Raw genomic sequence first — 22831 nt, 5'->3', positions numbered from 1 at the left:
CGTTTTTCCGCTGTTTAGGAGGAATCTTAAGAATTTTACCCATACCGACGACAGCTTATGCTGAAGAATCAAGCAACCGCCGCCATAAAAAAACCCGCGCGGGCGAACCGGCGCGGGTTGGTCGACAAAGGCGGGATCAGTGCATTTTCAGACGTGGGCGGATCACCCGGTTGATGCCGCCCACCAGCATCATCAGGCCGGTTTTGATGTAACCGTGCAACGCCACCTGGTGCATGCGGTACAGCGAGATGTAGACGAAGCGCGCGATGCGCCCTTCCACCATCATCGAGCCGCGCATCAGGTTGCCCATCAGGCTGCCGACGGTGCTGAAGCGCGACAGCGACACCAGCGAGCCGTGGTCTTTATACACGTATGGCTTCAGCGTCTGGCCGTTCATCAGCGCCAGGATATTGGTGGCGCAGCGCGAGGCCATCTGGTGCGCCGACTGGGCGCGCGGCGGCACGAAACCGCCGCCCTCTTTCGGGCAGGAGGCGCAGTCGCCGATGGCGAAGATGTTCGGATCGCGCGTGGTCTGCAGCGTCGGCTCCACCACCAGCTGATTGATGCGGTTGGTTTCCAGGCCGCCGATATCCTTCATGAAGTCCGGCGCCTTGATGCCGGCCGCCCACACCATCAGATCGGCGTCGATGAACTCGCCGCCCTTGGTGTTCAGGCCTTTGGTGTCCGCGCTGGTCACCATGGTGTTGGTCAGCACGCGCACGCCCAGTTTGATCAGCTCCTGGTGCGCCGCAGCGGAAATGCGCGGCGGCAGCGCCGGCAGAATGCGCTCGCCGGCTTCTACCAGCGTCACGTTGAGCGCGCTGTTGTCCAGGCCTTCGAAACCGTAGCTGTGCAGCTGCTTCACCGCGTTGTGCAGTTCGGCGGACAGCTCAACGCCGGTGGCACCGCCGCCGACGATGGCGATGTTGACCCGCTCTTTTTGCCCCGGCTGCGCCGAGAACTTCAGGAACAGGTTGAGCATTTCGTTGTGGAAGCGGCGCGCCTGATGCGGGTTATCCAGGAAGATGCAGTGCTCTTTCACGCCCGGCGTACCGAAATCGTTCGAGGTGCTGCCCAGCGCCATCACCAGGATGTCGTACGGCAATTCGCGCGCCGGCACCAGCTCGCCGCCCTGCTCGTCGCAGATCTGCGCCAGTTGCAGCGTTTGCGTTTCGCGGTTGATGTTGGTCAACGACCCCAGTTGGAAGCTGAAATGGTGGTTGCGCGCGTGCGCCAGGTAGCTGAGCGCATCCACGCCGTCATCGAGGGAACCGGTCGCCACTTCGTGCAACAGCGGTTTCCACAAATGGCTGTGGTTGCGATCCACCAGCGTGATCTCCGCTTTGTTCTTGCGGCCAAGTTTATGGCCCAGGCTGGTCGCCAGCTCCAAGCCACCGGCGCCGCCGCCAACAATAACGATTTTCTTCTTTGGCGTTGTCAAAATAACCCCCTAAATGTGAACCATTTGTTATTCCAGGGTAAATAAATAATATCCTTAGAATACATAGGGTTCGCTTAAAATAAATCGGCTCTCTGAGGCCAGAATAACATGTGAGGTTATTTGGTCATACCAAAATTGATGTACATCAAATTTTTTTGGTTAAAGGCTGGACGCGGGGATTTTTTGGCGATTGTGATTCAAATAGTTAGCGCTGAGTCACAGTTTTAAATTTTGCCGATTGCCACGCAAGATCTTGCCTGGGCGCACAAAAAAGCCGCACTTTCCGCCGGTGAAAAACGGGAAGCGCGGCTCACGGCAGCGTTATGAAACTGTTAACCCAGCGCCTTGAACGCCTTGAGCCGCTGCAGATGGGGGGAGATGTTTTTGAACTTGTGCGTCTGCTGTTCATCCCACACGATCTCGTAGTAGTGATGCAGCAATTCGGCGCTGCGCCGGTTATCCAGCACCTCGTCGTGCCGCGACAGCACCACCAGACAGCGATCGCGGTTCTTCTCGCGGAAATCCTCCACGCACTTGGTGGCGATATCGCGATACTCTTCCGGCCGGTCTATCTTGCCGTGCATGTGCTCTTCTGGATACAGGTTCGGGTTGAACATCGCCTGGCGAATGCCGCACAGGAAGCCGATGCGCTCCGCCCAGAAGCCGCCGAGGCCGACCCCGCAGATCAATGGGTGCGCGTCGCCGCCCTGCTGCACCGCCTTGTCCACCTCTTTCAACAGATGCTGCATGTCATGACGCGGATGCAGCGTGCTGTAGCTGATGAAGCGCACGTCCGGATCGATAAACTGCAGCTGTAACACCTTTTCATGATTGCCGGGACTGGTGGAATCGAAGCCGTGCAAATAGATAATCATGTAGATCCTCGCAACAAGCCAAGGGCCGCGGGCGCGGCCCTCATCATTTCCGCTCTGCGCCGCGATGCGGCGCCTGGATTCACCCCTGCGAACGCTGCTTGTGCTCCTCCCAGCGTTCGCTCAGCGCGCTAAGCGCCTTGTGCACCTGCTGCCAGCGCTCGGAGTCGCGCAGTTCCTGACGGGTGAACTGACCGCGATGATATAACCGCTTCACCTTCTCTGCTTTGACCGGGGACAGGTTATCCAACACGCTGACCGCACCTTCGCGGTGGTTGCACACCAGGATCATGTCGCAACCGGCATCCAGCGCCGCCTGGCCGCGCTCGGCGTAGCTGCCCATGATGGCGGCGCCTTCCATCGACAGATCGTCGGAGAAAATCACGCCGTCGAAGCCCAGCTCCTGACGCAGGATCTGCTGCAGCCAGTAAGGCGAGCCGCTGGCCGGGCGCGGGTCCGCTTCAGTATAGATGACGTGGGCCGGCATGACGGCGTCCAGCAGCTGGCGGTTGATCAGCTCGCGGAAGATCGCCATGTCATGCTCGCGGATCTGCGCCAGCGGCCGCGGATCGCGCGGGGTTTCCTTGTGCGAATCGGCGCTGACGGCGCCGTGCCCAGGGAAGTGTTTGCCGGTGGTTTTCATGCCGGCGCTGTGCATGCCGAGGATAAAGCGTTCGGCCATCGCCAGCGCCTGCTGCGGATCGCTGTGGAACGAACGCTCGCCGATCGCCGCGCTGCCGTGGCCGATGTCCAGCACCGGTGCGAAGCTGATGTCGATATCCTGCGCGATCATCTCCGCCGCCATCAGCCAGCCGGCCTCCTGCGCCAGCCGGCCGCCTTCCTGTGCATCGTGCAACGCGGCGAACGACTGCGCTGCCGGCAGGCGGGTGAAGCCCTCGCGGAAGCGCTGCACGCGCCCGCCCTCCTGGTCTACCGCCACCACCAGCCGATCGTGCGAGGCGGCGCGGATCTGGCGCACCAGCTCACGCAGCTGCTCCGCATCGTGGAAGTTGCGGGTAAACAGGATCAATCCGCCAACCAGCGGGTGTTTCAGAATCTCGCGTTCTTCTGCATCCAGCTCGTAGCCGGCGACATCTAGCATTACTGGGCCCACGGGCACCTCACTTCATTATTGTTCGTTCAGAATTCGGATGATGATAAACAGAATCGCCGGCGCACCGCAGCGCCCCAGCGTAAAAATTCGGCGTCGCCGCTCTGCTGCCAGCGCACTTCAAACCACAGCAGCATCAGATAATCCACCCACGGCAGCCAGCCCCGCACCTGAGCCTGCAGCCGGGCGGCGTCGTGATAGCCCTGGCGCGCGTAGTGCTGCAAAAAGCGCTGCTGCTGCCCGGCCGACCAACCATTGCCGCGAAACAGCGCGGCGATATCCAGCGCCACGTCGCCGTCGGCGGCATACTCCCAGTCGATCAATCGCAGCCCCTCGCCGGTGGCGAGCAAATTGCCCGGGTGGATGTCCATGTGCAGCGGCGCCAGGCGCAGTGGCCGTGGCGGCACACTTAGCAAAAAATGGCGCTGCAGGCGCAGCCAGGCGGGGGTTACACGCCGCGTATCCAGCTGCGGCCAGTAGCGGAGGAACTGCCGCCGCAGATCCAGCCGGTAACCGCTGAGCGGCCGCCGATGCAGTTCCGCCGCCATCGCCGCCAGCTCGCCGCGCTCATTCAGCGCCGCAAACTCGGCATCTGTGACGATGTCACCTTCGAGCCATTCGAGGATAAGCCACTGATTATTCTGTGCGAAAACCCGCGGCCCCAGCCCCGGCGCGCAGCGGCGCAAGACCCGCGCTTCCCGCCGTCGGCTCACGCCCAGCGCGCGTTTTTCCGCACTGTGCTGGCGCGCCAACAGCGTGATGCCCGCGCCGTCGATGCGCCAGCTCTCGCCGGTCAGCCCCTGCACCGGGCTGAAATGACAACCGGCGGTATTCACCGCCGGCAGTCTGGTTTCCATCAATCGTCGCAGCGCGGCCTCAGCGTTTAACGGCGCCATTGCCCGACCAGACGATCTCGCCGGTTTGCACCAGCATCAGCTGCATATCCAACGCCGGCGACTTCACGTCGCCGCTGACGTCGCTGTACAGCACGTACTGCGCGCCGACGATGCGCGCCAGGCCAATCGCCTTGCTGCGCGAACCGAAGCTGTCATCCGCCGACAGGCCCAGCGTTTGTCTGGCGCTGGTCAGCTTCGCTTCCGGCACCACGCTGAAGGTGGAATTCGACGCCAGCGCCTTGTACAGCGCCGCGGTAGCTTTGCCCATCTGCAGCGAACCATTGGTGTTGTTCTTGACGCTGTCCAGCAGCAGTACGCTGCCGGCCGTGACGCCATCGGCCTTCAGCATCTGCCCCACCAGCGGCTGGACGCTGCCCAGCCAGTCGAGCTGCTGAATTTTCGGCGGCTGCGGCACCGGCTCGGTGGTTGGCGGCTGCGGCTGCTCGACCGGCGGCGTCGGCTGTTCCGGTTCGACGGTGACCGGCGGCAACGGTTGTTCCGGCTCAGGCGGGCGCGACAGACAGCCGCTGAGGGTTAATGCGGCCAGCGCCACTAAGACGTACTTTTTCATGCTTTTTCTCCAAACCTGGCAAGCGCTTACAGGTACAGATACAGACGCGCGCTTTTAGCGTCCAGATTGCCGTTAATCGAGTAAATTTTGGCGTCCGAGTCGGGCGCCACCACGATCTCGCGCGGTTTCTCGAAGGGGCGAATATCCAGCCCCTGCGCGTCGTACCAATAGAAGCGGTAATGTACGGTGACCGGCGTCATTTGGCTGTTGTTGAGCACCGAGGTCGCCATCACCCGCCCGGAGGCGTTCGAAATCGAGGGCGTATCGGCCAAAATGCCGGCGGTCAGCACCGAAGGATCCATCACCACCGTCTGCCCTTGGTTGACCGCGATGCCGGGCGATGAACTGCATCCCATCAGCAACGCGGCGGGCAGCGCCAACGCCATCAGACCACGGAGAGTTTTTTTACCGCGCATGATTTCCTCGCTTAACGTGACAGCAGCGGCCCCAGCGAGCGGCCACCGACCAGGTGCATGTGAATATGATAGACCTCCTGACCGGCGTGGCGGTTGCAGTTGACGATCAGGCGATAGCCGTCCTCGGCGATGCCTTCCTGTTCGGCGATCTTCGCCGCGGCGGTGATCATGCGGCCCAACGCGGCTTCATGCTCCACGGTCACGTCGTTGACGGTTGGGATCAGCACGTTGGGAACGATCAGCACATGGGTGGGTGCCTGGGGAGAGATGTCACGGAAAGCGGTGACCAGTTCGTCCTGATAAACCACATCAGCAGGGATTTCGCGGCGGATAATTTTACTGAAAATCGTTTCTTCGGCCATCTGGCGTTCCTTGTTTTACACAATTAGCTGTACGCAGTATGAGTGACAAATTCTACTGCTTTCAACCTGATTGCGCACTTTCCACGTCGAGTGCTGCAGATTCGCGCAGCCCGGCGCCGCGCTTGTGCATCTTTTCACTTTGGTTATTCACTATTGTTGCTTTACTTGCCCCGCGCCGCCGCCAATAGTAACCCCATGATTAACAAAGGATAGAGGGTGCTATGCCACTGAGGATTTCGGCGCTGTGCGCGCTGTTGCTGAGCGCCGCCGTGCAGGCGGCCACGGCGGGCGGTATCGATCTGCAGGCTAACCGAGAGCCGATACGCGCGGAGAAAAACCCGGCCGCTATCGCACTGATTCCGGCAAACTTTCACTTCGCGGTGCCCGGCAAGCTGACGGTGGCGGTGGCGTTCGAGAACTCTCCGCCGCTGGCGCTGTTCGCCGAGGACAATAAAACGCTGATCGGCAGCGATCCGGACATCGCCCGCCTGGTGGCCGACAGCCTTGGGCTGGCGCTGAATCTGGTGCCTACCTCGTGGGAAGATTGGCCGCTGGGCATCAGCACCGGCAAATACGACGCGGCGATCATCAACATCGCCGTCACCAAACTGCGCAAGACCAAATTCGACTTCGCCACTTATCGGGTGGACACGCTGGGCTTTTACGTCAAATCCACCAGCCACATCACCTCGATCAACCGGCCGCAGGACGTCGCCGGGCTGCGGGTCATCGTCGGATCCGGCACCAATCAGGAAAACATACTGTTGGGATGGGATAAGCAAAACCGCGCCGCCGGGTTGCCGCCGGTGCAGCCGATCTACGTGACCGACGACGCCGCCACCAACCTGAGCATTCAGTCCGGGCGCGCCGATGCGTTCTTCGGCCCCCACTCCACCGGCGCCTACAAGGCGGCGCTGACCGGCAAGACCAAAATGGTCGGCATCGGCCCCAACGTGGCCTACGTCGCGGTCACCACCAAAAAAGGCAACGGTTTGGTGAACGCCGTCAACGCCGCCATCAACGGCGTCATCGTCAGCGGCGAATACGCGCAGGTGCTGGAACGCTGGGGCGAAGGCGACGAAAAGGTCGAGCGCTCCGCCATCAACCCGCCGGGCATCGGCGACTAGCCGCCGATCAGCTGCGGCGCGTGCCGACGCATCCACTCGGCCAGCGAGTCCAGCGTCGGCCGCAGCGATTTACCGAGCGCGGTGACCTGATACTCCACCCGCGGCGGCACTTCGGGAAACATCTGCCGCGTCACCAGGCCACGCTGCTCGAACAGCCGCAGCTGACGCGTCAGCTCTTTTTGCGCAATGGGCGCCACCGCCCGCTGCAGCTCGCTGAATCGCACCGGGCCGTCGATCATTATCAGCCGGTACAGGATCGGTATCGCCCACTTGCCCGACACCAGATTGACGAAGTCCACCATCGGGCAGGGTTCGCCCGCCGGCGGCAACGCCGCCAAATTATTTTCCGCCGCTAATGGCGCTTGCGCCGTCATTTCATCCCACCTCGTCCTTTAGTATCCAAAAGGTGCCTACTATGCAAAAGGAACTATAGTGTAAATAATGCCGCAACGGACGCTAAAGAGGAATCGGTTATGGCACGACTGCAAGGCAAATACGCATTGATTACCGGCGGCACCAGTGGCATCGGGTTGGAAACCGCCCGCCAGTTCATCGCCGAGGGCGCAACGGTGGCGATCACCGGGCGCAGCCAAAGCGCCTTGGACGCGGCGGGCCAGGCATTGGGTGGCAAGGCGCTGTTGCTGCTGAGCGACGCCGGCGATATTCCGCAGCAGCGCGAACTGGCGCAGCGGCTGGGGCAACGGTGGCCGCGGCTGGACGTGCTGTACATCAACGCCGGCGACGTTACGCATCGCCCGCTGCAGGAGTGGGATGAGCAGAGCTATCAGCGGCTGATGGACATCAATCTGAAGGGACCGTTTTTTCTGATCCAGGCGCTGCTGCCGCTGCTGGCCAACCCTTCTTCGGTGATCCTGTGCGGTTCGGTCAGCGCCCATATCGGCCTGCCGCAGAGCAGCGCCTACGCCGCCAGCAAAGCCGGCTTGCTGTCGCTGGCCAGAACGCTGTCCGGTGAGCTGCACGCGCGCGGCATTCGCTTTAACGGCCTCAGCCCCGGCCCGACCGAAACCCCGGCGTTGGGTAAGCTGGGGTTGGCGGAAGCGGATGAGCAGGCATTGCGCGACGATATCCGCGCGCTGGTACCGATCGGCCGCATGGGCAGCGCGCTGGAGCTGGCCAAAGCGGCGGTGTTTCTGGCGGCGGACGAGTCGGCCTTTATGGTCGGCGCCGAGCTGCAGATGGACGGTGGTGTGGGAAATTTATAATTTAGCGACGCGGCCGCGCCCCGCGCGGCCCGCAAGATCACCCCAAACCGGGAATATCGACGCCGAAGGTCTGCAACAACAGCACCACGTTGAGCAGCACGATCACCACCGTGCCGACCACCGCCGCCAGACTGGTCCAGCGGCCATTGGCGAACTCGCCCATGATGTCGCGGCGGCGGGTGAACATCACCAGCGCAATCATCGGCGCCGGCAGCGCCAGGCTCAGTACCACCTGGCTATAGACCAGCGCGTCGGTGGCGTTGACGCCCATCGCCACCACGATAAACGCCGGCACCATGGTGACCAGGCGGCGCACCCACACCGGGATGCGGAAGCCAACGAAGCCCTGCATGATCATTTGCCCGGCCATGGTGCCCACCACCGAGCTGGAAATGCCGGAGGCGATCAACGAAGCGAGGAAGATGCCGGCGGCCGCCGCGCCGAACAGCGGCGTCAACGTATGGTAGGCGGTGCCAATTTCGGCCACGTCGCTATTACCGGCGTGGAAGGCGCTCGAGGCCATGATGACCATCGCAATATTCACCAGCCCGGCCAGCGCCAGCGCGATCACCACTTCAATATTGGAAAAACGCAGCAGCTTGCGCCGCTCGCCGTTGTCGCTGGCCGGGCTGCGGTGCTGGGTCAGCCCCGAGTGCAGGAAAATGGCGTGCGGCATCACGGTGGCGCCGATAATGCCGACGGCGATGGTCAGCGCCTGCGCGTCCGGCAACTGCGGCGTCACCATGCCGATCCCGGCCGCCTGCCAGTCTACCGGTACGATGAACATCTCCACCAGGTAGCACAGCGCGATGATGCCCACCAGGCCGCCGATCATCAGCTCGACCGGGCGGAAACCTTTCTTTTCCACCATCAACAGCGCATAGGTGATCACCGCCGTCACCCCCATCCCCGCCAGCAGCGGCATATGGAACAGCAGCGCCAGCGCGATCGCCCCGCCGAGAAATTCCGCCAGATCGGTGGCCATCGCCGCCACTTCGCTGAGCAGCCACATGCCGATCACTACCGGCCGTGAAAACTGGTCGCGGCACATCTCCGCCAGATTGCGGTTGGTGACGATGCCGAGCTTGGCCGACAGCGCCTGGAACAGCATGGCGATCAGGTTGGCCATCACCACCACCCACAGCAGGCTGTAGCCGTATTTCGCCCCGGCCTGAATGTTGGTGGCGAAGTTACCGGGATCCATATAGGCAATAGAGGCAATCACCGCCGGGCCGGCGAACAGCAACGGCGTAAAGGCGCCGCGCTTGCGTCCGGCAAGGGCGGCGCCAATCGCAATGTTGGTCCGTTCGGTTAACGATGGAGTGGTTGCCGCGTCACGCATGAATTACCCTCAATATTTCACTGGTTATTTTTCCACCTATCATGCTGACAATGTAGCATCGGCTACACTTTATGCAACAGGCGAAATTCATTGGCTTTGTGTAGAGATATTTCTAACTACCACAATGCGTGGCATCGAATTGATAATGTGTGCTATTTGGACTAACTTAGGGCAACCCTCCCCGCACTGCCGGGAGATGCCATTTTTATGCTTACAGGACGCCCCACGCTATGGTTACCCGCGCGCCAGATAACGCCGACCGCCACGCCCAGACCGACATGCCGGACGAGGCCGAGCACGCCCTGCGTTTTAGCCGCGCCCGCGAAGCGCAGTCCAATGCGCTGATCGAAGATTACGTTGAGCTGATCGCCGATTTGCTGCAAAGCACCCGCGAAGCCAGAACCACCGACATCGCGCGCCGCTTCGGCGTGTCTCACCCGACGGCGATCAAAAATATCGCGCGGCTGAAAAGCGCCGGGCTGGTGGAATCGCGCCCTTATCGCGGGGTGTTTTTAACCGAGGAAGGCGAGCTGCTGGCGCAGAAGGTGCGCCGCCGTCACCGCATCGTGGTCGATCTGCTGATGTGCGTCGGGGTGCCTAGCGAAACCGCCGAGCTGGACAGCGAAGGGATTGAGCACCATATCTCGGACGAAACGCTGGCGGTGTTCGAGCATTACCTGCAAAAGCACGCCAAGCCCTGACTCCCGGAGCGCCGATGAGCTACGCCGTGCAGCAAATCCACGATCTGCGCCTGGTGGTGTTCGCCGAAGCCGGGCCGCCATTGAAAGACGAAAACGACGTCAGCCTGTTTATCGCGCCCGCCTTTGAACACGATGCCGGGATGATTGCCCTCCCCGTCAACCGCCTCGACGCCGCCTTTTTCCAGCTCAGAAGCGGCGTGGCCGGCGCCGTATTGCAGAAATTCATCAACTACCGCCTGCGCGTTGCGCTGCTGGGCGATATCTCCCCCTGGCTGGCGCAAAGCAACGCGCTGCAAGATTTCGTGCGTGAGGCCAACCGCGGCGAACAGGTCTGGTTCCTCCCTTCTCTCGCCGAACTCGAACAGCGCCTGGGCGCCTGACGGCAGGCAATAAAAAAGGGAGGCTTTCGCCTCCCTTGATAACTCCCCTGCCTGAATCAGTGATTACGGATGTATTCGTCCATATCGGTTTTCAGGTTGTCGGACTTGGTGCCGAAGATGGCCTGCACACCGGAGCCAGCGACGACTACGCCGGCTGCGCCCAGTTTCTTCAGGCCCGCCTGGTCAACTTTGGACACGTCGGCCACGCTGACGCGCAGACGGGTGATACAAGCATCCAGGTTAGTGATATTTTCTTTACCGCCGAAGGCCTGAACCAGCGCCGCGGACATTTCGGAACCGCCCTGCGCAGTCTGCTCGGCAGCGGTGTCTTCACGGCCCGGAGTTTTCAGATCCAGCTTGGCGATCAGCACGCGGAAGATGGTGTAGTACACCAGACCGTAGACGATGCCGACGATTGGGAACAGCCAGATTTTGCTGCTGTTGCCGCTCAGTACGATAAAGTCGATCAGGCCGTGCGAGAAGCTGGTGCCATCGCGCATGCCCAACAGGATGCAGATTGGGAACGCCAGGCCAGCCAGGATAGCGTGGATCACGTACAGGATCGGCGCGACGAACATGAAGGAGAACTCGATCGGCTCGGTGATACCGGTCAGGAACGAGGTCAGCGCGGCGGAGATCATGATGCCGCCGACTTTCGCGCGGTTTTCCGGCTTGGCCGAGTGCCAGATGGCGATGGCCGCAGCAGGCAGACCGTACATTTTGAACAGGAAGCCGCCGGACAGTTTGCCCGCGGTAGGGTCGCCCGCCATGTAGCGAGGGATGTCGCCGTGGAATACCTGGCCCGCCGCGTTGGTGAATTCACCGATTTGCATTTGGAACGGTACGTTCCAGATGTGGTGCAGACCGAACGGCACCAGAGCACGCTCAACCACGCCGTAAATGCCGAAGGCCACGACCGGGTTCTGATAAGCCGCCCACTGCGAGAAGGTCTGGATAGCCGTACCGATCGGCGGCCAGATGAAGGACAGCACTACGCCCAGAACGATCGCCGCCAAACCGGAAATGATCGGCACGAAACGCTTACCGGCAAAGAAGCCCAGGTATTCCGGCAGTTGAATGCGGAAGAAGCGGTTGAACATATAGGCCGCGATGGCGCCGGAGATAATCCCCCCGAGCACACCGGTATCCGCCAGGTGTTTGGCCGCAATCTCTTCAGCCGGCAGGTGCAGCACCAGCGGCGCAACCACCGCCATGGTTTTCACCATGATGCCGTAGGCCACCACCGCCGCCAGCGCGGAAACGCCGTCGTTGTTGGTGAAGCCCAAAGCGACGCCGATGGCGAAAATCAGCGGCATGTTGGCGAAGACCGAACCGCCCGCTTCCGCCATCACGTGGGAGACTACCGCAGGTAGCCAGCTAAAGTTGGCGGAGCCGACGCCCAGCAGGATACCTGCGATAGGCAACACGGACACCGGCAGCATGAGCGATTTACCTACTTTTTGCAGGTTTGCAAATGCGTTCTTGAACATAGTTGAGTGTGCTCCTGAGTAATAATGCTTTGCTACTTCTTGTCGCGATGATTCGCGCTGCAAGGGGGGGAGAAAAACCCCTGCAATTCAGGGTGTCTGAGCACCCCTTGAATTTATTACGCAGAGTAAAATAAATAGCCTGCGCAATGTTTGATGACAATCACGTTTCGATGATCGAGCCGCGGTAACTTTGCATAAACCGGCTGTTTTTTGGCGAAACAGACCAAAAAACACGCATCAATCACCTTGAAACGGGAGGGAACCTTACCCGTTTCAGTGATTAATTACGAGCTTAAAAAAAATTACGCAGACAATGACCTACAGCTATAGCCTAGGTCAAAGATCACAGTTCGAGGTGAAATAAACGTGAAAAGTTGGCGGTGGTGGCTTCGGCCAGTTGTTCCAGGCTGACGCCCTTCAATACCGCCATGTATTCAGCCACATCGCGCACATAGGCGGGTTGGTTTTCTTTGCCGCGATGCGGCACCGGCGCCAGATAAGGCGAGTCGGTTTCCACCAGAATGCGATCCAGCGGCACATAGCGCGCCACCTCGCGCAGCTGTTCGGCGTTGCGGAAGGTGACGATGCCCGAGAAGGAGATGTAGAAGCCCAGATCCAGCAGAGCTTCGGCCGTGGCCAGATCTTCAGTGAAGCAGTGGAGTACGCCGCCGCAGTCCTGTGCGTTCTCTTCACGCAGGATCGCCAGCGTGTCCGCGCGCGCATCGCGAGTGTGGACGATCACCGGCTTGTTCAGATCCCGGCCGATGCGGATATGTTCGCGGAAAGAGTCCTGCTGCAGCTCAAGGTTGTCTTTCTGGTAGAAGTAATCGAGCCCGGTCTCCCCCAGCGCCACCACCTGCTCCGCCGCCGCCAGGCGACGCAGTTCGGCGTAATCATACCCCTCTTCCAGATTGAGCGGATGCACCCCGCAGGAGAAGGCCACGTCGTTGCGCTCGCCGATCAGCTCGGTCATGGAACGGTAACCCGGCAGCGTGGTGGCAACCGCCAGCACATAGCCGACGTCGCGCGCCTTGGCTTTGGCCAGCGCATCGTCCACATTCTGGTGCAGCGTTTGATAATCCAGACTGTCAAGGTGGCAATGAGAATCGACTAACAACATAATTTTTAACTCTTTTACTTTACAGCGAATGAGGTTGGGAATAGCCGGCGGCGCCGAGCATCTGTTCCCAGCGAAGTAACTGTTCGGTCAGCAGCAGCTCACGATTGACGCCCACCACGCTGAGCAGCTGATGGCGGCAGTTCAGCCACTGCTGCACGATCTGCTGCAGCGAGGCGCTGCTCAGCAGGCTGGCCAGCTGATGCACCAGCGGCTGCTGATCCTGATTCAATACATAGTGATGCGCGCCCTGCTGCCACTTCATCGCGTCCACCAGCAACGCGCACAGCCAGTGCAGGCGCTCGGCGACGTCTTCATGGTTCAACACCGGCAGCAGCGACAGCATATCGCGCTGCGGCAGCGCGGCGCTCAACGTGGCGCACAGGGCGCTGCGCTGTTGCCACTGCTGCGGCTGCAACAGCTGTTCGGCGGCCAGCGGCGCGCCGTCGTGCAGGCGCAGCGCCGTGAGGCGGTCCGTCTGAGAGCCGGCCGCCTGTCGGCCCAGCCACTGCAGGCTGAGCTGCTCATCCGGGCTGGCCAAATGCCAATACAGGCAACGGCTGCGCAGCGTCGCCATCAGCCGCGACGGCTCACGGCAACCCAGCAGAAAATAAGTTTTCTCCGGTGGCTCTTCCAGCGTTTTAAGCAGCGCGTTGGCCGCCGCTTCGGTCAGCTGTTCCGCCTGCGGCAGCCAAATCACTTTAGCGCCGCCCTGCTGCGCGTGGGCGTACAGCGTTTCAATCACCTGGCGGATCGGCTCGATGCCCAGGCTGCTCTTGCCCTTTTCCGGCGCCAGCACGTGATAATCCGGGTGGTTTCCCGCCAGCATCAGCCGGCAGCTGTGGCACTCGCCGCAGCTTTTTTCACCGTTGCGCTGCTGGCAGATCAACCAGCGGCTCAGGCCGTAGGCCAGCGCATCGTCACCGTTGCCCGCCGCCGCGTGCAGCAGCAGAGCATGATGGCCTCGGCCGTCGGCGTACTGCCCAATCAGCTGGCGATAAGGGCCGTTCAGCCACGGGTACCAGTTCATTATGCGCCTTCCTGCTGCCGCAGCCAGTGGCCGACGCAGTCGCGGATCGCCGCGGTCACCTGCTCCAGCGGCTGGGCGGCGTCGACGGTGACGATGGTTTTATCCTGCGCCGCCAGCTCGAGATAGCGAGCGCGGGTGCGTTCGAAGAACGGCAGCGCCTCCTGTTCGATGCGATCCAGCTGACCGCGCGCCTGCGCGCGTTGCAGGCCGACCAGCGGCGGCAGATCGAGATACACCGTCAAGTCCGGGCGAAAATCCCCCAGCACGGTGTCGCGCAGCGAGCTCATCAGCTGCGGATCCACGCCGCGGCCGCCGCCCTGGTAAGCCTGTGAAGAGAGATCGTGGCGATCGCCCACCACCCAGGCGCCGCGCGCCAGGGCCGGTTTGATCACGGTTTCCACCAGCTGCACGCGCGCGGCGTACAGCATCAATACTTCGGCCTTGATGGTCGGCAATTCGCCGTCGATGCCGCGCTTGAACAGATCGCGCAGCTTCTCCGCCAGCGGCGTGCCGCCCGGCTCGCGGGTGAAGACGATGTCGCTGACGCCGTGTTCGCGCAGCACATTGACCACCGTATCGCGCGCGGTGGTTTTACCCGCGCCTTCCAGCCCTTCGATAACAACGAATTTACTTTTCATTCTTTTCCTTTAACGCCTGACGGTACACGCGCACCGCCTGGTTATGGCTCGCCAGATTGGTGGTGAAGGTATGCCCACCCTTGCCGTCGGCGACAAAATAGAGATAAGGCGTTTTGGCCGGATTGGCGGCCGCCTGCAACGAGGCCTCACCCGGCATGGCGATCGGCGTTGGCGGCAGGCCGGCGATCACATAGGTGTTGTACGGTGTCGGCGTCTCCAGATCCTTGCGCGTGATGTTGCCATTATAGCTTTCGCCCATGCCGTAGATCACCGTCGGATCGGTCTGCAGGCGCATGCCGATGCGCAAGCGGTTGACGAACACTGACGCCACCTTGCTGCGTTCTTCCGGCACCGCGGTCTCTTTCTCGACGATCGAGGCCATGGTCAGCAGCTCTTCCGGCGTTTTATACGGCAGGCTGGTGTCGCGGCCGGCCCAGGCGGCCTGCAGCGCTTTGTTCATGCGCACGTGTGCGCGTTTGAGCAGCGCGATGTCGCTCATGCCGGCGGTATACTGATAGGTATCCGGGTACAAATGCCCTTCCGGCGTTTCTCCCGCAGGAATGCCGAGCGCGGCGGCAATCTCCGCTTCGCTCTTGCCCGCCAGGGTGTGTTTCAGGTATTTGGACTGCTGCAGCACCTGCTGCCAGTCACGCAGGCGTGAGCCTTCGATAAAGCGTGCGGTGAACTGCGCCTCTTTGCCGCTGGCCAACAGTTTCAGCATCTGGCGCACCGTCATGCCCGGCGTGAACCGGTAGGTGCCGGCTTTAAACTCCGCCAGCTCCGGCTCCAGCTTCAGCAGCCACTGGAACCAGCGGCCGTTGCGCACCAGCTTATCGCGCACCAATAGCCCTTCCAGCGCTACCCGACCGGTGCCGGCCGGCAGTTTGAAGATGGTTTCTTGTTGGATAGCCAGTGGCGTATCGGCAAAGCGTTCGATCTTCTGGTAGCCCCAAAACAGCAGCGCCAATACCAGAACAACAATAATAGACAGGACCTTCAGCTTTCTTTTCTTCATCAATCAGCCATGGTTAACAGTGTGGACGCAAAAAATCATACAGCTGGCGCGAAGCATAGCGCCATGATTGCGCAGCGTTTACCGGCAGCAGCGGCATCAGCGCATTGCTCACCAGGACTTCGTCGGCATCGGCCAGCGTCTCCAGCGGTTCACTGACGCAGTGCAGACGGTATTCCGAGCCCGCCAGCAGCGCGATCACCCGCCGCCGCATCAGGCCCGCGACGCCTGCCTGGCTCAGATCCGGGGTAAATACCGCTTTTCCCTTACGCCAGAACAAATTAGCCGCACAGCATTCCACCAGCATACCGGCAGTGTCAAGCACCAGCGCCTCGTCGGCGGCCGTCTGGTCAAGATGCGCGCGGATCAGCACCTGCTCCAGGCGGTTCAAATGCTTCAACCCCGCCAGCAACGGATTGCGCGCCAGCGCCACCGGGCTGAGCGCAAGCGTGATGCCCTGCTCGCGCCACTGCAAATAGTGCGCAGGGTAGCTGCTGCGGGCCACGATACGCGTCGGGTTTTCGCACCCCGTCGGGCTGTAACCCCGCCCGCCGCTGCCGCGCGTCAGTATCGCTTTGACCACGCCGAGCGGAATTGATTCGGCCGCCAGCGCCATCTCCCGCTCGAAAGCCAGCCAATCGGTGGCGGGCAGCATCAGCCGCTGCGCCGCTTGCTGCAGCCGCTCCAGATGCCAGGGCAGCAGCTCGATTTTACCATCGATAACCCGGGCAGTAGTAAAGCAGCCATCGCCGAACTGCAGGCCGCGATCGCTCGGCGCCAGCGCATCGTGGCGTTGTCCGTTAATCCAGTACATGCTTCCTCCTGTTGCCGGGTGATTTCATTACGCTCGCAGAATAGCAGGCGACGAGGCGATACGCAGCCCTGTTGGTGTCCAGACGATAGGCGTAAAAAAGCCCGGTTAAAAAACCGGGCTTTTCATCAGCTATCCACAGCGCGAGTTACACTCGGCGGAAGATCAGCGAGCCATTGGTGCCGCCGAAGCCGAAGGAGTTACACAGGCTGAACTCCATATCGCTGACCTGGCGCGCTTCGTGAGGCACGAAGTCCAGATCGCAACCTTCATCCGGGTTATCCAGGTTGATGGTTGGCGGTACCGCCTGATCGCGCAGCGCCAGCACGGTGAAGATAGACTCGATCGCGCCTGCCGCACCCAACAGGTGGCCAGTCATCGATTTGGTCGAGCTCACCAGCACGCGTTCTGCATCGGCGCCGAAGACGGATTTCACCGCCTGCGCTTCCGCCTGGTCGCCCGCCGGCGTAGAGGTGCCGTGCGCGTTGATGTAGCCGATTTGTGACGGGGTCACACCGGCGTCAAGCAGGGCATTTTCCATCGCCAGCGCAGCGCCTGCGCCGTTTTCCGGTGGCGACGTCATGTGATAAGCATCGCTGCTCATCCCAAAGCCCACCACTTCGGCGTAGATTTTCGCGCCGCGCTTTTTCGCGTGCTCGTACTCTTCCAGCACCATCATGCCGGCGCCGTCGCCCAGCACAAAACCGTCGCGGTCTTTATCCCACGGACGGCTCGCCGCCTGCGGGTTGTCATTACGAGTGGACAGGGCGCGCGCTGCGCCAAAGCCGCCGACGCCCAATGGGGTGCTGGCTTTCTCTGCCCCACCGGCCAGCATCACGTCCGCGTCATTGTAGGCAATGATACGCGCCGCATGGCCGATGTTGTGCACACCTGAAGTACAGGCGGTGGCGATGGAAATGCTTGGGCCACGCATGCCGTACATGATTGTCAGGTGACCGGCAATCATATTCACGATGGTGGATGGCACGAAGAACGGACTGATTTTCCGTGGGCCACCGTTAACCAGTGAACTGTGGTTTTCTTCGATCAAACCCAGGCCGCCGATGCCGGAACCGATCGCGGCTCCAATGCGGCTGGCGTTAGCCTCGGTGATGTCCAGGCCTGCATCCTGCATGGCTTGCATGCCGGCAGCGATACCGTACTGGATAAAGGCGTCCATCTTGCGCGCATCTTTGCGCGAGATGAAATCCTCGGAATTAAAATTCTTTACCAGGCCAGCAAACTTGGTCGCATAGGCAGTGGTATCGAAATGGTCGATCAGGCTGATGCCACTCTGACCGGCAAGAAGAGCGTTCCACGTGGACTCTACCGTATTGCCGACAGGAGACAACATGCCCAGTCCGGTCACAACTACTCGACGCTTAGACACGTTTGTCCTCCAGGGAGGGAAAAATATGACACTAGGGATAGAAAAAACTTAGGCGGTCGAGCGACCGCCTAGATATGTTCTCTTACTGCTGGCTAGCGTTGATGAAATCAATAGCTGCCTGAACAGTAGTGATCTTCTCAGCTTCTTCGTCTGGAATCTCGGTGTCGAATTCTTCTTCCAGTGCCATTACCAGCTCAACGGTGTCAAGAGAATCAGCGCCCAGATCTTCAACGAAAGAAGCGTTGTTCAAAACTTCTTCCTGTTTAACACCCAGTTGCTCAACAATGATTTTCTTAACGCGTTCTTCGATAGTGCTCATACTCTTAAATTTCCTATCAAAACTCGCTTTCGCGATGGTTTTCGTAGTGTATAAAATGCTGAAAAAGATGCAACTAAATCCCGGCTGGTCAAACCACGATTTTACGCTATTTTGCGGTTTTTGCCTCAAATAACGCAAATGGTTTTCACATTTTTTAAATCATGTACATGCCGCCATTGACATGTAGCGTTTCACCGGTGATATAGCCGGCCTCATCAGAGGCCAAAAATGCAACAGCGCTGGCGATTTCTTTAGCATCGCCCAGCCGGTTGGCTGGAACTGATGACAAAATGCCTGCGCGTTGATCATCTGTCAACGCCCGTGTCATGTCCGTCTCAATAAAGCCAGGTGCCACGACGTTGACCGTAATGCCACGCGAAGCAACTTCACGTGCCAAAGATTTGCTAAAACCAATCAGACCGGCTTTAGCCGCCGCGTAGTTCGCCTGCCCTGCGTTCCCCATGGTGCCGACAACGGAACCGATGGTGATGATACGGCCAAACCGCTTTTTCATCATAGCGCGCATTACCGCTTTTGACAGGCGGAATACGGAAGTCAGGTTGGTGTCGAGGATATCCTCCCACTCATCATCCTTCATACGCATCAGCAGGTTATCACGCGTGATGCCGGCATTATTCACTAAAATGTCGATTTCGCCAAATTCGGCGCGAATCGATGCCAGCACGCTGTCGATAGATTGCGCATCAACAACGTTCAACATAAACCCTTTGCCGTTTGCGCCCAGGTAGCTGCTGATCGCTTCAGCGCCGCTCTCGCTGGTCGCGGTGCCGATCACTTTGGCGCCGCGTGCCACAAACGTTTCTGCAATAGCTCGGCCAATACCGCGGCTCGCGCCGGTGACCAGAACGATTTTACCTTCGAAGCTCATCATTTTCCTCTTTATTGTTCAAGCGCCGCCGACAGGCTGGCGGTGTCGTTCACCGCCGCAGCCGTCAGGGTGTCAACAATACGTTTAGTCAGACCGGTCAGCACTTTGCCCGGCCCCACTTCCAGCAGCGACGTCACTCCCTGTGCTGCGATAAATTCTACGCTCTCGGTCCAACGCACCGGGCTGTACAGCTGACGCACCAGCGCGCTGCGGATCGCTTCCGGATCGTTTTCGGTGCGCACGTCGACGTTGTTCACCACCGGCACCTGCGGCGCGTTGAAGGTGATGTCCTGCAGCGCCACGGCCAGCTTGTCGGCGGCCGGTTTCATCAGCGCACAGTGCGAAGGCACGCTCACCGGCAGCGGCAGCGCGCGCTTGGCGCCTGCGGCTTTGCAGGCGGCGCCTGCGCGCTCAACCGCTTCTTTGTTGCCGGCGATGACCACCTGGCCCGGCGAGTTGAAGTTGACCGGAGAAACCACCTGCCCCTGCGCAGACTCTTCACACGCCTTGGCGATCGCGTCGTTGTCCAGACCGATGATGGCGTACATCGCGCCGGTGCCTTCCGGCACCGCTTCCTGCATCAGCTTGCCGCGCAGCTCAACCAGACGGATCGCCGCCTTGAAGTCCAGCACGCCGGCGCAGACCAGCGCCGAGTATTCGCCCAGGCTGTGGCCCGCCATCAGCGCCGGCGCTTTACCGCCCTGCTGTTGCCAAACGCGGAAAATCGCCACCGAGGCGGCCAGCAGAGCCGGTTGGGTCTGCCAGGTTTTGTTCAGCTCTTCCGCCGGGCCTTGCTGCACCAGCTGCCACAGGTCGTAACCCAGGGCGGAAGACGCCTCGCCGAAGGTCTCCTCGACGATCGGGAACTGTGCGGCCAACTCGGCCAGCATGCCAACGGTCTGCGACCCCTGGCCCGGGAAAACAAAAGCAAATTGCGTCATTTTTTCTTCCTGTCCAAATCAGAAACGAACCAGCGCCGAGCCCCAGGTAAAGCCGCCGCCGAAGGCCTCCAGCAGCACCAGTTGGCCACGCTGAATTCGCCCGTCGCGCACCGCTTCGTCCAGTGCGGAAGGCACCGAGGCGGCAGAGGTGTTGCCGTGACGATCGAGCGTCACCACCACTTTGTCCATCCCCATGCCCAGTTTTTTCGCCGTTGCGCTGATGATGCGCAGGTTGGCCTGGTGCGGCACCAGCCAATCCAGCTCGCTGCGGTCCATGTTGTTGGCCTGCAGCGTCTCGTCGACGATGCGCGCCAGCTCGGTAACCGCAACCTTGAAGACTTCGTTGCCCGCCATGGTGACATAGGCCGGCTTGTCTTGATTCTGGCGATCCTTGTACGGCAGCGTCAGCAGGTTGCCGTAGCTGCCGTCGGCATGCAGATGGGTAGACAGAATGCCCGGCGCTTCAGAAGCCCCCAGCACCACCGCCCCTGCGCCATCGCCAAACAGAATGATGGTGCCGCGATCTTCAGGATCCAGCGTGCGCGACAAGACGTCCGCGCCGATAACCAGCGCATGTTTGACCGCGCCGTTCTTCACGTACTGATCGGCCACGCTGAGCGCGTAAGTAAAGCCGGCACAGGCCGCAGCCAGATCGAACGCCGCGCAGTCTTTGATGCCCAGCATTTGCTGCACCAGGCACGCCGCGCTCGGGAACGCGTGAGTGGTCGTGGTGGTCGCCACGACGATCAGCCCAATGTCTTCTTTAGCCACACCTGCCATTTCCAGCGCTTTCTCAGCGGCCTGGAAGCTCATCGTCGCGACGGTTTCATCCGCAGCGGCGATGCGACGTTCGCGGATACCGGTACGCGTGACGATCCATTCGTCAGATGTATCCACCATTTTTTCCAAATCAGCATTGGTGCGCACTTGTACGGGCAAATAACTCCCCGTACCGAGAATCTTTGTATACATGTACGATCAGTCACTCTTAGGTAATACAGCCTCAAGGCGCGCAGCAATCCTTTCCGGGACTTGCCGCTGCACCGCCTGCACAGCCTGTTCGATTGCGACTGCAAACGCGTGAGGGTTCGCAGCGCCGTGGCTCTTGACTACGGTGCTGCGCAATCCTAACAGACATGCGCCATTATACTGGTCGGGGTTCAGGTGGCCGAACCGCTTAACCACCCGTTTTTGCAACCAACGGCCCAACAATTTCAGCCACCACGCTCGCTTGTTGCCGTCGCCGGACGATTTCAGCAGCGATAAGAACACCCTGACCACCCCTTCCATGGTTTTCAGGGTGACGTTGCCCACGAAGCCATCGCACACCAACACGTCGGTCTTGCCGGTGAGCAGCTCGTTTCCTTCCAGGTAACCAATATAGTTGATTGCCGGAGTATTTTTTAGCACAGCGGCCGCTTCGCGGATATTATCCAGGCCTTTGGTCTCTTCTTCGCCAATATTCAGCAGCGCCACCCGCGGTTGCGCAATGCCGATCACCTCTTCCGCCATCACCGCGCCCATCACGGCAAACTGCACTAGCATGGTGCTGTCGCACTCGACGTTGGCGCCCAAATCCAGCACCACGGTTTTACTGCGTTGCTGATTCGGGATCGCCGTCATCAGCGCCGGGCGCTCGATGCCTTCCAGCGGCTTGACCAACAGCTTCGCCAATCCCATCAGCGCACCGGTATTGCCGGCGCTGACGCAGCCCTGCGCTTTACCGCTGCTGAGCTGCTCGAGCGCAATGCGCATCGACGTGCCGCGGCTGGCGCGTATCGCTTGTGAAGGTTTGGCGTCGCCGGCGATCACGGACTCGGCGGGCACGACTTGCAGACGCTCCAGAAGAACCGGATCGGCGTGGGCAAGCAAAGGGGAGATGACGTCGGGATTGCCGACCAGCAGGAGATGAAGCTGTAAATTAGAGGCCAGTGCCTGCAACGAAGCAGGCACTGTGACGCAGGGACCGAAGTCCCCGCCCATTGCATCTAACGCCAGGGTTAGACGAGTCAAGGTATCGCTACTTAGCCGATAACCTTGCGACCGCGGTAGAAACCGTCGGCAGTGATGTGGTGACGACGGTGAGTTTCACCGGATACTTTGTCTACAGACAGAGTAGTCGTGGTCAGAGCATCGTGAGAACGACGCATGCCACGCTTGGAACGGGTTGGTTTATTCTGTTGTACGGCCATGGACCTTACTCCTCAATTACTTACGCTTTAAACTGGCTAATACGGCAAACGGATTCGGTTTCTCCGCCTCGGGAGGCAGTTGGCCAAATACCATGTCCGCTTCGGACACTTCACAGTGTTCAGATTCATGTACCGGAACGACAGGCAGTGAAAGAATAATTTCGTCTTCAATCATCGCCAACAGATCGACTTCGCCAAACTCGTCAACTTCGATCGGTTCGTACGCTTCCGGTAATGCCTCAGCCTGCTCATCATTGACGACCGGGCTAAAACAATATGTTGTGTGAACCTGATGTTCGAACGGGACTCCACAGCGTTGGCACATCAACGTTACCGTGACGTCCGCATGCCCTGTTATCACCGCGAGGCGTTGATTGTCGATATTGAACGACAACGACACCTCGACATCACTGTCCACACTGACCACGGAGTCGGCAACACGAGTAACCTGCTCAGGCGCATAGACACCAGCATAGTCCAGGCGTTTCTGAGCGGTACGTACCGCATCAATGGTCAAGGGTAATTTTACCTTTTGCATAGGGCGCGCATATTAACTTTGT

Annotated in this window: 27 protein-coding genes; 4 read left to right on the top strand and 23 right to left on the bottom strand. The window is 60.3% G+C overall.

Annotated features, from left to right (window positions below):
• Positions 1-136: 136 nt before the first annotated feature.
• From ABTW55_RS21315 to hinT, 7 genes are all read right to left on the bottom strand, one after another.
• Positions 137-1441 (bottom strand): NAD(P)/FAD-dependent oxidoreductase, encoded by a 1305-nt coding sequence (locus ABTW55_RS21315; protein ID WP_060420608.1) that lies wholly within the window; start codon positions 1439-1441, stop codon positions 137-139.
• 332 nt (positions 1442-1773) lie between these two features.
• Positions 1774-2316: an alpha/beta hydrolase YcfP gene (ycfP, locus tag ABTW55_RS21310; RefSeq protein ID WP_015377468.1), complete on the bottom strand. Its 543-nt coding sequence runs from the start codon at positions 2314-2316 to the stop codon at positions 1774-1776.
• Between the two features lie 79 nt (positions 2317-2395).
• Positions 2396-3415, bottom strand: coding sequence for a beta-N-acetylhexosaminidase (gene nagZ / locus ABTW55_RS21305; protein ID WP_060420605.1), 1020 nt, complete (start codon positions 3413-3415; stop codon positions 2396-2398).
• A gap of 38 nt (positions 3416-3453) precedes the next feature.
• The gene (gene thiK / locus ABTW55_RS21300; protein WP_060420602.1) at positions 3454-4320 is read right to left on the bottom strand and encodes a thiamine kinase; all 867 of its coding nucleotides are present in this window, start codon (positions 4318-4320) and stop codon (positions 3454-3456) included.
• Complete coding sequence (lpoB, locus tag ABTW55_RS21295) at positions 4301-4891, bottom strand: penicillin-binding protein activator LpoB (protein WP_033646436.1); 591 nt, start codon at positions 4889-4891, stop codon at positions 4301-4303. Before lpoB ends, thiK begins: the two co-directional genes overlap by 20 nt.
• Before the next feature lie 26 nt (positions 4892-4917).
• Positions 4918-5307, bottom strand: coding sequence for a YcfL family protein (locus ABTW55_RS21290; RefSeq protein ID WP_033646437.1), 390 nt, complete (start codon positions 5305-5307; stop codon positions 4918-4920).
• 11 nt (positions 5308-5318) lie between these two features.
• The gene (gene hinT, locus ABTW55_RS21285; RefSeq protein ID WP_004928776.1) at positions 5319-5669 is read right to left on the bottom strand and encodes a purine nucleoside phosphoramidase; all 351 of its coding nucleotides are present in this window, start codon (positions 5667-5669) and stop codon (positions 5319-5321) included.
• Positions 5670-5890: 221 nt separating this feature from the next.
• Between hinT and ABTW55_RS21280 the strand changes: the two genes are divergently transcribed.
• On the top strand, positions 5891-6796 hold the full coding sequence (locus tag ABTW55_RS21280) for a transporter substrate-binding domain-containing protein (protein ID WP_060420599.1): 906 nt from the start codon (positions 5891-5893) through the stop codon (positions 6794-6796).
• On the opposite strand, the gene ABTW55_RS21275 is transcribed toward ABTW55_RS21280, so the two are convergent.
• Entirely contained in the window at positions 6793-7170 is a 378-nt protein-coding gene (locus ABTW55_RS21275) for a helix-turn-helix domain-containing protein (protein WP_072265002.1), read from the bottom strand. The two genes, ABTW55_RS21280 and ABTW55_RS21275, sit on opposite strands and share 4 nt — an antisense overlap.
• 99 nt (positions 7171-7269) lie before the next feature.
• On the opposite strand from ABTW55_RS21275, the gene ABTW55_RS21270 reads away from it, so the two are divergent.
• A complete protein-coding gene (locus tag ABTW55_RS21270; RefSeq protein WP_047568056.1) occupies positions 7270-8019 on the top strand; it encodes an SDR family oxidoreductase in 750 nt (249 codons plus the stop codon).
• A 37-nt stretch (positions 8020-8056) separates the two neighbouring features.
• On the opposite strand, the gene ABTW55_RS21265 is transcribed toward ABTW55_RS21270, so the two are convergent.
• Positions 8057-9361 carry an Nramp family divalent metal transporter gene (locus ABTW55_RS21265; protein ID WP_019455828.1) on the bottom strand — a complete coding sequence of 435 codons (1305 nt, stop codon included), beginning with the start codon at positions 9359-9361 and terminating at the stop codon, positions 8057-8059.
• A 230-nt stretch (positions 9362-9591) separates the two neighbouring features.
• On the opposite strand from ABTW55_RS21265, the gene mntR reads away from it, so the two are divergent.
• Positions 9592-10062: a manganese-binding transcriptional regulator MntR gene (mntR, locus tag ABTW55_RS21260; RefSeq protein ID WP_033638048.1), complete on the top strand. Its 471-nt coding sequence runs from the start codon at positions 9592-9594 to the stop codon at positions 10060-10062.
• Between the two features lie 14 nt (positions 10063-10076).
• A complete protein-coding gene (locus ABTW55_RS21255; protein ID WP_060420596.1) occupies positions 10077-10442 on the top strand; it encodes a DUF4180 domain-containing protein in 366 nt (121 codons plus the stop codon).
• A 56-nt stretch (positions 10443-10498) separates the two neighbouring features.
• On the opposite strand, the gene ptsG is transcribed toward ABTW55_RS21255, so the two are convergent.
• From ptsG to yceD, 14 genes are all read right to left on the bottom strand, one after another.
• Positions 10499-11932, bottom strand: coding sequence for a PTS glucose transporter subunit IIBC (ptsG, locus tag ABTW55_RS21250; RefSeq protein ID WP_016928184.1), 1434 nt, complete (start codon positions 11930-11932; stop codon positions 10499-10501).
• 343 nt (positions 11933-12275) lie between these two features.
• A complete protein-coding gene (locus ABTW55_RS21245) occupies positions 12276-13052 on the bottom strand; it encodes a metal-dependent hydrolase (RefSeq protein WP_016928186.1) in 777 nt (258 codons plus the stop codon).
• A 19-nt stretch (positions 13053-13071) separates the two neighbouring features.
• Positions 13072-14079, bottom strand: coding sequence for a DNA polymerase III subunit delta' (gene holB, locus ABTW55_RS21240; protein WP_033655059.1), 1008 nt, complete (start codon positions 14077-14079; stop codon positions 13072-13074).
• Complete coding sequence (tmk, locus tag ABTW55_RS21235; protein ID WP_033646442.1) at positions 14079-14717, bottom strand: dTMP kinase; 639 nt, start codon at positions 14715-14717, stop codon at positions 14079-14081. Before tmk ends, holB begins: the two co-directional genes overlap by 1 nt.
• Positions 14707-15732 (bottom strand): endolytic transglycosylase MltG, encoded by a 1026-nt coding sequence (mltG, locus tag ABTW55_RS21230; RefSeq protein ID WP_033646443.1) that lies wholly within the window; start codon positions 15730-15732, stop codon positions 14707-14709. The genes tmk and mltG overlap by 11 nt, the downstream gene beginning before the upstream one ends.
• A gap of 13 nt (positions 15733-15745) precedes the next feature.
• A complete protein-coding gene (pabC, locus tag ABTW55_RS21225) occupies positions 15746-16543 on the bottom strand; it encodes an aminodeoxychorismate lyase (RefSeq protein ID WP_015377453.1) in 798 nt (265 codons plus the stop codon).
• Between the two features lie 145 nt (positions 16544-16688).
• Complete coding sequence (gene fabF / locus ABTW55_RS21220; protein WP_033638042.1) at positions 16689-17930, bottom strand: beta-ketoacyl-ACP synthase II; 1242 nt, start codon at positions 17928-17930, stop codon at positions 16689-16691.
• An 82-nt stretch (positions 17931-18012) separates the two neighbouring features.
• On the bottom strand, positions 18013-18249 hold the full coding sequence (acpP, locus tag ABTW55_RS21215; RefSeq protein ID WP_004719003.1) for an acyl carrier protein: 237 nt from the start codon (positions 18247-18249) through the stop codon (positions 18013-18015).
• 154 nt (positions 18250-18403) lie between these two features.
• On the bottom strand, positions 18404-19138 hold the full coding sequence (fabG, locus tag ABTW55_RS21210) for a 3-oxoacyl-ACP reductase FabG (RefSeq protein WP_016928193.1): 735 nt from the start codon (positions 19136-19138) through the stop codon (positions 18404-18406).
• Between the two features lie 11 nt (positions 19139-19149).
• Positions 19150-20079, bottom strand: coding sequence for an ACP S-malonyltransferase (gene fabD / locus ABTW55_RS21205; protein WP_015377451.1), 930 nt, complete (start codon positions 20077-20079; stop codon positions 19150-19152).
• Between the two features lie 18 nt (positions 20080-20097).
• Positions 20098-21051 (bottom strand): beta-ketoacyl-ACP synthase III, encoded by a 954-nt coding sequence (locus ABTW55_RS21200; protein WP_025302411.1) that lies wholly within the window; start codon positions 21049-21051, stop codon positions 20098-20100.
• A gap of 6 nt (positions 21052-21057) precedes the next feature.
• Complete coding sequence (gene plsX, locus ABTW55_RS21195) at positions 21058-22092, bottom strand: phosphate acyltransferase PlsX (protein ID WP_071883797.1); 1035 nt, start codon at positions 22090-22092, stop codon at positions 21058-21060.
• Positions 22093-22103: 11 nt separating this feature from the next.
• Positions 22104-22271, bottom strand: coding sequence for a 50S ribosomal protein L32 (rpmF, locus tag ABTW55_RS21190; RefSeq protein ID WP_004927778.1), 168 nt, complete (start codon positions 22269-22271; stop codon positions 22104-22106).
• 16 nt (positions 22272-22287) lie between these two features.
• Positions 22288-22809, bottom strand: a complete 522-nt coding sequence (gene yceD, locus ABTW55_RS21185; protein ID WP_004927780.1) for a 23S rRNA accumulation protein YceD — start codon at positions 22807-22809, stop codon at positions 22288-22290.
• Between the last annotated feature and the right edge of the window lie 22 nt (positions 22810-22831).

The organism is Serratia sp. SM04, assembly GCF_040280225.1.
GTDB lineage: Bacteria > Pseudomonadota > Gammaproteobacteria > Enterobacterales > Enterobacteriaceae > Serratia > Serratia sarumanii.
The sequence above is the reverse complement of the archived record's forward strand: the minus strand, read 5'-3'. Positions and strand labels throughout refer to the sequence as shown.